The organism is Streptomyces sp. NPDC051219, assembly GCF_040682335.1.
Taxonomy (GTDB): Bacteria; Actinomycetota; Actinomycetes; order Streptomycetales; family Streptomycetaceae; genus Streptomyces.
Map to the genome: position 1 here is coordinate 22,723 of NZ_JBFBAS010000007.1, position 12,701 is coordinate 35,423.

At 71.2% G+C, this 12,701-nt stretch carries 14 protein-coding genes; 4 read left to right on the plus strand and 10 right to left on the minus strand.

Annotated features, from left to right (window positions below):
* The first annotated feature begins 71 nt into the window (after positions 1-71).
* On the plus strand, positions 72-944 hold the full coding sequence (locus AB0M62_RS10855) for an NAD(P)-dependent oxidoreductase (RefSeq protein ID WP_366073812.1): 873 nt from the start codon (positions 72-74) through the stop codon (positions 942-944).
* Positions 945-1,041: 97 nt separating this feature from the next.
* Here AB0M62_RS10855 and fabF read toward each other — a convergent pair whose 3' ends face one another.
* From fabF to AB0M62_RS10880, 5 genes are all read right to left on the minus strand, one after another.
* Positions 1,042-2,304, minus strand: a complete 1,263-nt coding sequence (gene fabF / locus AB0M62_RS10860; RefSeq protein ID WP_366073813.1) for a beta-ketoacyl-ACP synthase II — start codon at positions 2,302-2,304, stop codon at positions 1,042-1,044.
* A 79-nt stretch (positions 2,305-2,383) separates the two neighbouring features.
* On the minus strand, positions 2,384-2,641 hold the full coding sequence (locus AB0M62_RS10865; RefSeq protein WP_366073814.1) for an acyl carrier protein: 258 nt from the start codon (positions 2,639-2,641) through the stop codon (positions 2,384-2,386).
* A gap of 60 nt (positions 2,642-2,701) precedes the next feature.
* Positions 2,702-3,703 (minus strand): ketoacyl-ACP synthase III, encoded by a 1,002-nt coding sequence (locus tag AB0M62_RS10870; RefSeq protein ID WP_366073816.1) that lies wholly within the window; start codon positions 3,701-3,703, stop codon positions 2,702-2,704.
* A 13-nt stretch (positions 3,704-3,716) separates the two neighbouring features.
* Positions 3,717-4,634 (minus strand): ACP S-malonyltransferase, encoded by a 918-nt coding sequence (locus AB0M62_RS10875; RefSeq protein ID WP_366073817.1) that lies wholly within the window; start codon positions 4,632-4,634, stop codon positions 3,717-3,719.
* An 89-nt stretch (positions 4,635-4,723) separates the two neighbouring features.
* Positions 4,724-5,923, minus strand: a complete 1,200-nt coding sequence (locus AB0M62_RS10880; protein WP_366073818.1) for a helix-turn-helix domain-containing protein — start codon at positions 5,921-5,923, stop codon at positions 4,724-4,726.
* Between the two features lie 119 nt (positions 5,924-6,042).
* Here AB0M62_RS10880 and AB0M62_RS10885 point away from each other — a divergent pair, with 119 nt between their 5' ends.
* On the plus strand, positions 6,043-6,714 hold the full coding sequence (locus AB0M62_RS10885; protein ID WP_366074008.1) for a pirin family protein: 672 nt from the start codon (positions 6,043-6,045) through the stop codon (positions 6,712-6,714).
* On the opposite strand, the gene AB0M62_RS10890 is transcribed toward AB0M62_RS10885, so the two are convergent.
* Both AB0M62_RS10890 and AB0M62_RS10895 read right to left on the minus strand, forming a co-directional pair.
* A complete protein-coding gene (locus tag AB0M62_RS10890) occupies positions 6,706-7,524 on the minus strand; it encodes a serine hydrolase domain-containing protein (RefSeq protein WP_366073819.1) in 819 nt (272 codons plus the stop codon). The two genes, AB0M62_RS10885 and AB0M62_RS10890, sit on opposite strands and share 9 nt — an antisense overlap.
* Positions 7,525-7,534: 10 nt before the next feature.
* A complete protein-coding gene (locus AB0M62_RS10895) occupies positions 7,535-8,005 on the minus strand; it encodes a GNAT family N-acetyltransferase (RefSeq protein ID WP_366073820.1) in 471 nt (156 codons plus the stop codon).
* Between the two features lie 87 nt (positions 8,006-8,092).
* Between AB0M62_RS10895 and AB0M62_RS10900 the strand changes: the two genes are divergently transcribed.
* Both AB0M62_RS10900 and AB0M62_RS10905 read left to right on the plus strand, forming a co-directional pair.
* Positions 8,093-8,566 carry a MerR family transcriptional regulator gene (locus tag AB0M62_RS10900; protein ID WP_366073821.1) on the plus strand — a complete coding sequence of 158 codons (474 nt, stop codon included), beginning with the start codon at positions 8,093-8,095 and terminating at the stop codon, positions 8,564-8,566.
* A 5-nt stretch (positions 8,567-8,571) separates the two neighbouring features.
* Positions 8,572-9,585 carry an aldo/keto reductase gene (locus tag AB0M62_RS10905; RefSeq protein ID WP_366073822.1) on the plus strand — a complete coding sequence of 338 codons (1,014 nt, stop codon included), beginning with the start codon at positions 8,572-8,574 and terminating at the stop codon, positions 9,583-9,585.
* A 40-nt stretch (positions 9,586-9,625) separates the two neighbouring features.
* Here the strand turns inward: AB0M62_RS10905 and AB0M62_RS10910 are convergent, their stop codons facing one another.
* The 3 genes from AB0M62_RS10910 to AB0M62_RS10920 all read right to left on the minus strand — a co-directional run bounded on the left by AB0M62_RS10910 (position 9,626) and on the right by AB0M62_RS10920 (position 12,564).
* Positions 9,626-10,501, minus strand: a complete 876-nt coding sequence (locus AB0M62_RS10910) for a DUF4429 domain-containing protein (RefSeq protein WP_366074009.1) — start codon at positions 10,499-10,501, stop codon at positions 9,626-9,628.
* A 77-nt stretch (positions 10,502-10,578) separates the two neighbouring features.
* Complete coding sequence (locus AB0M62_RS10915) at positions 10,579-11,790, minus strand: alpha/beta hydrolase (RefSeq protein WP_366073823.1); 1,212 nt, start codon at positions 11,788-11,790, stop codon at positions 10,579-10,581.
* A 108-nt stretch (positions 11,791-11,898) separates the two neighbouring features.
* Positions 11,899-12,564, minus strand: a complete 666-nt coding sequence (locus AB0M62_RS10920; RefSeq protein WP_366073824.1) for a TetR family transcriptional regulator — start codon at positions 12,562-12,564, stop codon at positions 11,899-11,901.
* Between the last annotated feature and the right edge of the window lie 137 nt (positions 12,565-12,701).

The following is a 12,701-nucleotide window of genomic DNA, read 5'->3' on the forward strand; positions in this document are numbered from 1 at the left end:
CTTCGCGACGCCGGGACGGACTCCGTCCGTCAGCGCGGGCCCGAGCCCGCGCGAGCCTCTACCGTGGGGCAATGACCGACCAACTCTCCGTAGCAGTGCTCGGTACCGGCATCATGGGCGCCGCGATGGCCCGCAACCTGTGCCGCGCCGGGCTCGATGTCCGCGTCTGGAACCGTACGCACGACAGGGCCGAGCCGCTGGCAGCCGACGGCGCGCGTGTCGCCGCCACCCCCGCCGAAGCCGTGACCGGCGCCGATGTCGTGCTCACCATGCTGCACGACGGCCCGGCGGTCCTCGAGACGATGACGGCCGCCGCCCCCGCCCTGCGCCCCGGCGCGGTGTGGCTGCAGTCGACGACCGTCGGCGTCGAGGCCCTCCCCGCGCTGGCCGAACTGGCCCGTACGCACGAGTCGCTGTTCGTGGACTCGCCCGTCCTCGGCACCCGGGGGCCGGCCGAGGAAGGCCGGCTCACGGTGCTGGCCGCGGGGCCGGCCGAGGTGCGCGACACGCTCGGCCCCGTCCTCGACGCGGTGGGGCAGCGCACCGTCTGGATCTCCGACGACGGTTCCTCCGCGGCCGCCACCCGGCTCAAACTGGTGTGCAACAGCTGGGTTCTGACGCTGAACCAGGGCACCGCCGAGGCGCTGGCCCTGGCCGCCGGGCTCGGGGTGGACCCGCGGGGCTTCCTGGATGCCGTCTCCGGCGGCCCGCTGGACTGCGGCTACCTCCGGGTCAAGTCCGCCGCGATCCTGGACGCCGACTACACCCCGAGCTTCTCGGTCTCCTCGGCGGCCAAGGACGCGCGGCTCATCGTCGAGGCCGGCACCGCGGCGGGGGTCCGGCTGGACGTCGCGGCGGCCGGCGCGGAACGTCTCCGGCGTGCCGAGGAACAGGGCCACGGCGCCGAGGACATGGCGGCGACGTACTTCGCGAGCTTCGACTGACGGGCACAGGCACGGGCAGGTACGCGTGACGCGGGCACCGTACGCGTGAGGCCCGCCCGGTGTCACACCGGGCGGGCCTCACACATGTGCAGTCGGATCAGACCGAACGGAACGCCAGAACCACGTTGTGGCCGCCGAAGCCGAACGAGTTGTTGATAGCGGCGATCGTGCCCTCGGGGAGCGCCCGCGGCTCGTCACGGACGACGTCCGCCTCGACCTCCTCGTCGAGGTCGTCGACGTTGATGGTCGGCGGAGCCGTCCGGTGGTGCAGCGCGAGGACCGTGGCGACGGTCTCGATGCCGCCGGCACCGCCCAGCAGGTGGCCCGTCATCGACTTGGTGGCGGAGATCGCCACATGGTCGAGGTCGTCGCCCAGTACCTTGCGCAGCGCCTTGATCTCGGCGATGTCGCCCTGCGGGGTCGAGGTGGCGTGCGCGTTGAGGTGCACGACCTCGGCCGGCTTCAGGCCGGTGTTGTCCAGCAGGTTCTGCATCGCCGCGGCGACACCGCGGCCGGTCGGCTCGGGCTGCGCGATGTGGTGGCTGTCCGCGGACAGGCCCTGGCCCAGCACCTCGCAGTACACCTTCGCGCCGCGCTTGGCGGCGTGCTCGGCGGACTCCAGGACCACGACACCGGCGCCCTCGCCGAGGACGAAGCCGTCACGGCCCTTGTCGTACGGACGCGAGGCCTTCTCGGGCTCGTCGTTGTTCTTGGACATCGCCATCATGTTGGCGAAGGCGGCGATGGGCAGCGGGTGAATGGCCGCCTCCGTGCCGCCGGCGACGACGACGTCGGCCCGGCCGGTGCGGATCATCTCGACGGCGTAGCCGATGGCCTCGGCGCCGGACGCGCAGGCGCTGACCGGGGTGTGTACGCCGGCCTGGGCGTTGACCTCGAGGCCGACGTTCGCGGACGGGCCGTTGGGCATGAGCATGGGCACGGTGTGCGGGGAGACGCGGCGGACGCCCTTCTCCTTGAGCACGTCGTACTGGTCGAGCAGAGTCGTCACGCCGCCGATGCCGGAGGCGATGACCGAGCCCAGACGCTCGGGGGCGACCGCCTCGTCCTCACCCGCCGGGGCGGTGAAGCCGGCGTCGGCCCATGCCTCGCGGGCCGCGATCAGCGCGAACTGTGCCGAGCGGTCCAGCCGGCGGGCCAGCGGACGGGGCAGGACGTCGCCCGGGTCGACGGCCGCCAGTGCGGCGATCCGGACCGGGAGGTCGGCGAAGCGCTCGCCCTCGAGGGGCTTCACGCCGGAGCGACCGGCCAGCAGACCTTCCCAGGTCGATGCGCTGTCGCCACCCAGTGGTGTGGTTGCGCCGATACCGGTGACGACCACGGTGCGATTGGTCGAGCTCACAGGAATTCTTTCTCCACGTGTAGAGGGTGCTGAATTTGTCACGGCGCCACCGCCGGGTGGCGACAAACGCTCGTCAGGCTCAGGCCTTGGAGACCTGGTGCTTGGCGATGTAGTCCGCGGCGTCGCCGACGGTCTTCAGGTTCTTGACGTCCTCGTCCGGGATCTTGACGTCGAAGCGCTCTTCAGCGGCGACGACGACCTCAACCATGGACAGCGAGTCGACGTCCAGATCGTCGGTGAAGGACTTGTCCAGCTGGACGTCCTCGACCGGGATACCGGCGATCTCGTTCACGATCTCGGCGAGACCGGCGACGATCTCTTCCTGAGTGGCGGCCATGTGGGCGCTCCTTCGATATGTATCAGAGAGGGTGTGCAACGTCCGGAAGATCCGGTGTGCCTAGGGGAGGGTAACGACCGTCGCGGCGTAGACGAGACCCGCCCCGAAGCCGATGACGAGCGCGGTGTCGCCGCTCTTCGCCTGTCCGGTCGCCAGAAGCCGCTCCATCGCGAGCGGAATCGAGGCGGCCGAGGTGTTGCCGGTGGTCTCCACGTCACGGGCGACCGTGACGTGCTCCGGCAGCTTCAGAGTCTTCACCATCGAATCGATGATCCGCATGTTTGCCTGGTGCGGAATGAAGACGTCCAGGTCGTCCGAGGTGATTCCGGCCGCGTCCAACGCCTGCTGGGCGACCTTCGCCATCTCGAACACGGCCCAGCGGAAGACCGCCTGGCCCTCCTGCGTGATGGCCGGGAACTTGTCGACCGTGCCGTTGCGGTAGTCGTCCCACGGCACCGTCTGCTTGATGGTTTCGGACTTGTCGCCCTCGGAGCCCCAGACGGTGGGGCCGATGGCCGGCTCCTTCGCCGGGCCGACGATGACCGCGCCCGCGCCGTCGCCGAACAGGAAGGCCGTCGCGCGGTCCTCCAGGTCGGTCAGGTCGGAGAGCCGCTCCACGCCGATGACCAGGACGTACTCTGCGGAACCCTCGACCACCATGCCCTTGGCGAGCGTCAGGCCGTAGCCGAAGCCGGCACAGCCCGCGGAGATGTCGAACGCGGCGGGCTTGCCCGCACCGATCTTGTCCGCGATCTCGGTCGCGACGGCGGGGGTCTGCTTGAAGTGCGAGACGGTGGAGACGATCACGGCGCCGACCTGCTCGGGCGTGATCCCGGCGTCGGCGATGGCCTTGCCGGAAGCCTCGACGGACATCGCGGCGACGGTCTCCTCGGGGGAGGCCCAGTGCCGGGTGGCGATGCCGGAGCGGGAGCGGATCCACTCGTCGGACGAGTCGATCGTCTCGAGGATCACCTCGTTGGGCACCACGCGGGTCGGCCGGTAACCACCGACACCCATGATCCGCGCATAGGGGGCACCCTTGCTGGGCTTGATCTTCGACATGCTCTCGGGCTCCTTAGGCGGCGGAGTACTCGGCGATGAGCTCGCGAGCCGCGTCGAGGTCGTCGGGGGTCTTGAGCGCGAGGGTCCGTACACCGGGCAGGGCGCGCTTGGCGAGGCCCGTCAGCGTGCCGCCGGGGCAGACCTCGATCAGCGTGGTGACGCCGAGCTCCTTGAACGTCTCCATGCACAGGTCCCAGCGGACCGGGTTGGAGACCTGGCTGACCAGGCGGGCGACGACCTCGGCGCCCGTGTCCACGATCTTTCCGTCGGCGTTCGAGACGTACGTGAACGCCGGGTCCGCCACGTCGAGCGACTGGGCGGCCTTGCCGAGCTCCGCGACCGCCGGGGCCATGTGCGCGGTGTGGAACGCACCGGCCACCTTCAGCGGCACGACGCGGCGCACACCCTCGGGCTTGTCCTCGGCCAGCTGTGCGAGCTGCTCCACCGTACCGGCCGCCACGATCTGGCCTGCGCCGTTCACGTTGGCCGCGGTCAGGCCGAGCTTCTGCAGGTGCGGGACGACGTCCTCCGGCTCACCGCCGAGGAGTGCGGACATGCCGGTCTGCGTGACCGCAGCCGCCTGGGCCATGCCGAGTCCACGCGTACGGACGAACTGCAGCGCGGCCTCTTCGGTGAGGACACCGGCGAACGCGGCGGCGGTGATCTCACCGACACTGTGGCCGGCGACCGCGCCGAAGGCCGGCGCGTCCAGCGCGGACGCCGAGAGCAGACCGGCCGCGACCAGCAGCGGCTGAGCCACCGCGGTGTCGCGGATGTCGTCCGCGTCGGCCTGTGTGCCGTAGTGGGCAAGGTCGAGTCCGATGGCGCCGGACCAGCCTGCGAGGCGGTCGGCAGCGCCGGGGAGATCGAGCCAGGGAGTCAGGAAGCCGGGCGTCTGGGCGCCTTGGCCGGGAGCGACGAGTACGAGCACCCTCACACTCTCTCTTGTGGACGGTCCGCGGCGCCCGTGGGGACAGGGACGAAGAACCGTCGGGGGAATTGTTGGTGTCCGACAAAAGTCTAGGACTGGGGATCTCCGTCGGCCAGACGCCCCAGGATCAGGGCGATCCGCAGTGTGAACGCGGATCGTACATCGGACGGCGACCAACCGGTGACGTCCGTCACACGTCTGAGCCGGTAGCGCACGGTGTTGGGGTGAACGAAGAGCATCCGGGCGGCGCCTTCCAGGCTGCTCGCCTGCTCCAGATAGACACTGAGAGTCTCCAGCAGCGCCGAGCCCGCCTCTTCGAGCGGTCTGTAGATCTCCTCCACCAGCTGCTCGCGCGCAGCAGGGTCCGAGGCGATCGCGCGCTCCGGCAGGAGATCGTCCGCGAGGACCGGGCGCGGAGCGTCCTGCCACGCGGAACACGCCTTGAGCCCGGCCGCCGCGGCCTGCGCCGACCTGGTGGCCGCCAGCAGGTCGGGTACGACGGGCCCCGCGACCACCGGGCCGGCGGCGAACGGACCGATCAGCGCCTTCGCGACATGCAGCGGGTTGTCGCTGCCGCCCGCGATGACGACCAGGCGGTCCCCCAGGACCCCGGTGAGAACCTGGAGTTTGGCGTGCCGGGAAGCCCGCCGGATGGCCTCGACGGTCAGCTCGCTGTCGCCGTCGGGAGCGGTGCCCAGGACGACCGAGACATGTTCGGGCGAGTTCCAGCCGAGCGCCGCGGCCCGGGACAGAGCCCCCTCGTCGGCCTCGCCGGACAGCACCGCGTTCACGACCAGGGACTCCAGGCGGGCGTCCCAGGCCCCGCGAGCCTCGGCCGCCTGCGCGTACACCTGGGCCGTCGCGAAGGCGATCTCCCGGGCGTACACGAGCAGCGCCTCGCGCAGGATCGACTCGTCACCGGGCGCCGCGACCTCCTCGATCGCGGACTCCATCACCTCGATGGTGGTCCGCACCATCTCGACGGTCTGGCGCAGGGTGATCGCGCGGGTGAGTTCGCGCGGAGCCGTACCGAAGACATCGGTGGAGATCGCCTGCGGAGTCTCGGGGTGCCGGAACCATTCGGTGAACGCGGCGATACCGGCCTGGGCTACCAGGCCGATCCAGGACCGGTTCTCCGGGGGCATCGCCCGGTACCAGGGCAGCGTCTCGTCCATGCGGGCGATCGCGTTCGCGGCGAGCCGGCCGGACGACTTCTCGAGCCGGCGGAGGGTCGCGGTATGCGGATGGGCGACGGGCGCTACTGGATGCTCAGGATCGGGTTGGGGCACGTGGACAAGACTGCCTTATCGGAAGGGCTGCGCGGTGTCCCGGGTCTACCGTGGCCACCATGGTGCATCTCCCGGGGTCCGGGAACCGAGCGCGCGAGGATGCGAGGCGGCCTTCAGTGATCGACGTGCGGCGCAGTGGTGAGCGGTACGCGGGCGGGGACGAGGCGGCTGGGATCACTTCCCGGCACGCCTTCTCCTTCGGCCACTTCTACGATCCGGACAACCTCCGCTTCGGCGCCGTACTCGCCTGCAACGAAGAGCTCCTCGAACCGGGCGCCGGCTTCGAGGAGCATCCGCACAGCCACACCGAGATCGTCACCTGGGTCGCCGCGGGCGAGCTCACTCACCGCGACTCGGCCGGGAACGCCACCGTGGTCCGCGCCGGAGACGTGCAACGGCTCAGCTCGGCGTCCGGTGTCCGTCATGCGGAGCGCAACGACGGGCCGGTTCCGGTGCGTTTCGTGCAGATGTGGCTAGCGCCGCTGGAGCCGGGCGGCGACCCCGCGTACGACATCGTCCACGGCATCGCGGACAGCACCCCGTACGCCGTCCCGGCGGCGGACGCCGTGCTGCACGTCCGCCGGTTGTCGGCGGGCGAACGGACGGCGGTGCCCGAGGCGCCACGGGTGTACGCGCATGTGGTGCGGGGACCGGTCCGGCTCGGCGGCGAGCTGCTGGACGACGGCGACTCGGCACGCATCACGGCGCTCAACGACCCCGACGACCCCGACCACCTCGAGATCCTGGCAGTCGCACCGGCCGAGGTGCTGCTCTGGGAGCTGTCAGGCTGAGCGCAGCTCCGCGAGGACCGCGTCCGTGAAGGGCGGCCACGCCTCGACCGCCCAGGGGCCGAACGCCCGGTCCGTGAGCGCCACGCACGCCGCGCCGGCCTCCGGGTCGACCCACAGGAACGTGCCGGACTGCCCGAAGTGCCCGAAGGTCCGCGGGGAGGACGAAGCGCCCGTCCAGTGCGGGGACTTGGACGCGCGGATCTCGAAGCCGAGGCCCCAGTCGTTCGGGGACTGGTGGCCGTAGCCGGGCAGTACCCCCTTCAGGCCCGGGTGGACGACCGAGGTGGCCTCGGCGACCGTGCGGGGGTCCAGCAGCCGGGGTGCCTGGAGTTCGGCGGCGAAGCGGACCAGGTCGTCGACGGTGGAGACGGCGTCCTTGGCGGGGGAGCCCTCGAGAGTGGTGGCGGTCATGCCGAGCGGCTCGAGGACCGCCTGGTGGAGGTAGTCCGCGAAGGCGATGTCGGTGGCCTTGGCGATGTGGTCGCCGAGCACCTCGAAGCCCGCGTTGGAGTACAGCCGCCGCTGACCGGGGGGTGCCACGACGCGGTGCTCGTCGAAGGCCAGGCCGGACGTGTGGGCGAGGAGGTGGCGGACCGTGGCGCCCTCGGGGCCGGCCGGTTCGCCGAACTCGATCGCCCCCTCCTCGTACGCGACGAGCGCCGCGTAGGCGGCGAGCGGCTTGGTCACCGAGGCCAGCGGGAAGCGGTGCGAGGTGGGGCCGTGGCTGCCGGCGACGGTTCCGTCCGCTCGTACGACGGCGGCCGCCGCGGTCGGCACCGGCCAGTTCTCGATCATCCGCAGGCTGTCCATGCGTACGAGACTAAAGGGTGAGCCGCATCGCGGGATCGGGGGTGCGCACGAAGCCGAGCGAGGCGTACAGCAGCTCGCCCTGGGCCGAGGCGCGCAGGTCGATCTTGCGGACGCCGCGCTCGCGGTACCAGCCGAGCAGCCCCTCCATACAGGCGCGGGAGTACCCGCGGCGCCGCTGGTCCTCGTCGGTCGCGACGCTGAAGACATAGCCCACCATCCCGTCGGGATTGACGGGCCCGCCGAGCCGGTACTCGATCGTGCCGACCGCACAGGCCGCCAGCCCGCCCGTCCGCTCGGGATGGTCGACCACGAACGCGGTGAGATCACCGTCCGGGTCGGCGAGCTTGGTGCGCAGAGCCTCGACAGAGGCCGGCTGCCAGCTGACGTCGGGGTGGGGCCCCGCGAGTGAGTCCTGCATGACCTTTCGCAGGCGGACCACTTCGACGGCGTCCCGCGCGGTCGCGCGGCGTGCATGGCTCATGACCCAGAAGGCTAGACCGGCCGCGCTCAGGAGCGCCTTATGTTTTCGCTTGCTTCGAGTGCACTCGAACGTCCTAGCGTGGGGGACATGACCGTGACGGAGAGCCCGCCCACGACCACCCCTTCCCGCACTTCCCGCGCGGACGTCTGTGCGGCGCCCCAGGCACACCCCCGCTCCGAGGGCAGCGACCGCTACACGATCAGCGAGGTCGCCGCCCTGACCGGACTGACGGCGCACACCCTGCGCTGGTACGAGCGGATCGGACTGATGCCGCACGTGGACCGGTCGCACACCGGCCAGCGCCGCTTCACCAACCGCGACCTGGACTGGCTCGCCTTCGTGACCAAGCTGAGGCTGACCGGGATGCCGGTGGCGGACATGGTGCGCTACGCCGAACTCGTACGCGAGGGCGAGCACACATTCGAGGCGCGCCAGGAGCTGCTGGAGCGGACGAGGCGTGATGTACGGGCACGGATCGCGGAGTTGCACGGCACGCTCGCCGTACTGGACCACAAGATCGATTCCTATGCTGACGCCCGGCGGGCGTCGGAAAGGGCATGAGCCTCATGACTGACAACAGGATCGCAACAGTGGAACTCGGCAGGGAAGGCCCGCAGGTCGGCGTGCAGGGGCTCGGCTGCATGGGCATGAGCGAGTTCTACGGCGACACGGACGAGGCCGCGGCGCGCGACACCTTGGAGGCGGCGCTGGAGGTCGGTGTCACGCTCTTCGACACGGCCGACGTGTACGGGCGCGGGGCCAACGAGGAGTTCCTCGCGCCCTTCGTCGGCGCGCACCGCGACGAGATCACGCTCGCCACGAAGTTCGCCATCGAGCGGACCGACGACCCGGAGTACCGGGCCGTACGTAACGACGCCGGGTACATCCGGCAGGCGGTGGAGGCGAGTCTGCGGCGGTTGAACACCGAGGTCATCGACCTTTACTACATGCACCGCCGGGACCCGGCGGTGCCGCTGGCCGAGTCGGTCGGAGCGATGGGCGAACTCGTACAGCAGGGCAAGGTGCGGCAGCTGGGGCTGAGCGAGGTCACCGGCGCGGAGCTGCGCGAGGCGCACGCCGTACACCCGATCGCGGCCCTGCAGTCGGAGTGGTCGCTGTTCAGCCGCGACGTCGAGCGAAGCGCGGTGGACGCGGCGGCCGAGCTGGGGGTGACCCTCGTGCCGTACTCGCCGCTCGGGCGCGGCTTCCTGACCGGGGCGTTCGCGGACGCCGGCAAGGACCTCCCGGACGGCGACTTCCGGAAGTCGCAGCCCCGCTTCACCGGCGACAACGCGAAGACGAACGCGGCGCTGCTGGAGCCCGTACACAAGATCGCCGCGGCCCACGGCGCGACGGCCGCGCAGGTGGCGCTGGCGTGGGTACAGCAGCGGGCCGCGGTGCACGGGCTCACCGTGGTGCCGATCCCCGGCACCCGCCGGCGCAGCCGGCTGCTGGAGAACGCCGCCGCCACCCGGATCACCCTGACCGCCGGGGAACTGGCGCTTCTGGAGCCCATCGCCGGTCAGGTGGCGGGCGACCGCTACCCGGACATGTCGTCCACGGCGGCGGCACGCGAATAGCCGGGCCGAAGGCGGTCCCCGGGCGCCACGCGCCCGGGGGCTACAGCTCCGCCAGCAGCTCGGCCTTCTTCGCGCTGAACTCCTCGTCGGTCAGCAGACCGGCGCCGTGCAGCTCGCCCAGGTGCCGGATGCGCTCGGCGATGTCCGCCGGGGCGCGGCGGGTGGCCGACGCGACGGGGAGGGCGGGCCCCCGGTCCCGTACCGCCCGCAGCACGGCAGCCGCGAACGGCAGGGACTCGTGGACCGGTCCGTAGCCGAGCCCGAAGACCACGGCCGCCGGGTCCTGGTCCGCCTGCGCCGGCTGCGGCGCGGTCCCGGCTCCGCTGCCGTCACGCCGGACAAGCCGCAGGTAGCCGTCGAACACGTCGGGGGAGCGCCACTCGACGCCGCTGAGCGCCGACACCGGAAAACTCTGGTCGCCGGCCTTCCACTTGGCGGAGGACGCGCCCGTCCAGAACCACCGGAAGGACACCTGAGACCCGTCGAAGGAGGCCTTCCCGTCGTACGCCTTGAAGTGCTGCGGCGCGCTGGGCGCCGGAACCAGGAAGCGGTCGGCGGGAGAGCCGGCCTCGGAGGGCAGTACGGCGCGCAGTTCGTCCGCGTAGTACTCGGCGAGCGTCTCGCGCTCGGCGGGCAGCACCAGTCGGTACGGGTCGAAGCTCTCCTTCAGCTGGCCGGCCGCGGCCTCCATCAGCGGATCGGCCCCCGGTCTCGGCACCGCGTGCAGCACGACCGTGCCCCGCTTTCCCGGGGCGAGGGTCACTGCCGCCAACGCCTCGTGGGGGATGCGGCGTTCGCCGAGCGCCTGGAACAGCTTCGGCGTGCGGATGCCCCGTTCGAAGCGGATGAGCACGGAGTCCGTGTCGAACTCCCAGGCGGCATGAATTCCGGCCAGCACATCACCCATGCGGCTCATCGTAAGCGGCACGCGCCCCCGCCGTCCCCCTCGCAGCGCGGCGCGATGTCCGCACCTGGGGACGTCTTCTACGCGCGTCAGATGCCTTCAGCGCCGTAAACTCCACTGCCGCAGGCCGGGTTGGCGCTCGCGCAGCTCACGGTGCGGTACGAACCGACGCCGATGCGGGCGAAGTTGTCGAGACTCCTGGTGCCCGGCTCGAAATAGCCGGCGTGACCCACCGCGCCGTCAGCGGAGAGTATCCGGGCGCCGAAGCCGGGAGCGACGGGGTCGGCCCCGTGGCCCAGCCCACCGACCGCCAGGTACGGCACGTCCGCGATCCAGTCGTCGGCGTCGCGCATGGCCCACACACGAGCCCGCGTGCCCAGCTCCTCGGCGTTCTCGACCCGCATGCCGGGGCTGCCCGCGACCGCGATGTCGGTGACCCGGGCGGGCATCCGGCGGGCGGCGACGCCGCACACCACGGATCCGTAGCTGTGGCAGAAGAGGGCGACGTTCGGCTGCCCGGGCAGGGCGGTGACCGTCGCTTCGAGCCGCTCCGCGCCGTCCCTGGCGAGTCTGCCGATGGCCGCGTCCATGCCCAGGCCCACGGGTGCGGTGTAGTCGGCCCAGGCGATGACGGCGGTCCGGGTCCCGGGGCTCGACGTGCGCTCGGCGATGTACAGCGACTGCGCCATGCCGACCGGCGCGGTGTAGCGGCGCCTGGTCTTCTCGAAGGTCAGCAGGTTGGTGTCCACGCCGGGCACCACCACGGAAACGCGCTCCGCGCGCTCGAGGTCGCCGAAGACCTCGGCGGCCCGGCCCGCTCCTGTGGGGTCGAAGGAGAGGATCTGCCGGCCGTGCCGCAGGAGCGATTCGAAGCGGTGCTGGCGGCGCCCGGCCTCGTGCCGTCCGGCGGGCGACAGCCGCGAGTCGCGGGTGCGCTGCTTCTCGGTCTTGCGGGCCATGACGAGCGCCCGTCGGTTCGCGTGATAGCGCAGGGTGACGGGCGCACCGTCCAGGTTGCCGACGACCAGTGGATGGCGGTCGGCGAGCCAGGTCCGCTGCTGTACGCCGAGGCTGTCGAAGAAGCGGTCCACCGCTTCAGGCGTCGACAGCGGATCCGGCAGGTCGTGTCCGTCGATCGAGCCGCGCTCCCACTCCGCGAGTGCGGCGAGGCGCGGCTCGGGCTCGATCCGCTGGTGGCGTACGGCCGTCCATCCGGTCGTCGCCAGCATCACGAAGACCACGGCCAGGGCAAGCAGCGCACGCCAGGCGGTGAGGGTGGGGGAGGAGCCGAAGTAAGTCACTGCCGAACACCCTAGGAGACGCAGCGCGACCTCCGTGCACTGGGTAAGCAACGTCACGTTTCCAGCAAGGGGATCGGGGCAATTCAGGGCACCGCGCCGCGATTTACGTCACTCTGTGTGCGTATCGGGCGTACGCCAGTTCGCCGCGAGCGATGGCCCCAGATGGTCGAGGTAACTCTCCGTCAGACTGCGGATCGCCTCCATGCTGGCGTCCTGGCCCTGCCCCCGGAGCCGCCCCGTCACCCGCATCACCCCGCTGAACGCCGCGACCGCGACGCGGGGGCGTGGGTCGGTGTCCACGTCCAGCCCCTCGCGCTCGGCGATCAGCCGGGCGATCTTCTCCTCCAGCTCGGTGGAGCGGCGCAGGGGGACGGCGAGCAGCGCGGGCGTGGACTCGATCAACTGATACGTACGCATGTGCAGTTCGACCGGCACCACCTCGGCGATGGCCTCGCCGATGGTCTCCCACGAGCTCAGGACGGCGTTGCGCATCGCCTCGAAAGGGCTTTCGGTGTGCGGACGTTCGAACAGTGAGGCGTAGAAGTGCGACTCCACCAGGTCCTGGACGGCGAACGCCGCCTCTTCCTTGTTCGCGAAGTAGCGGAAGAACGTGCGCTGCGAGACCTCGACCGCGTCCGCGATCTCGTCGACGGTCGTCTGCTCGTACCCCTTGGTCGTAAAGAGTTCGAGCGCCACGCGCAGCAGCGCGACACGCGTGCGCTGCTTCTTGAGCTCGCGCAGCCCCGCCGGTGGGGCCGGTGGCTGGTCCGTCATCACCGCATGGTGGCGAATTCCAACCGAGCGCGATGCTCTTCCGTGAGGCGACCGCCGGTGCCGGACTCGGACACGTGGCCTTCTCTGTCTTCCGTGCTGGGGGTGCGATCTGACTACCGGCAAGCCTGCGATTCGCC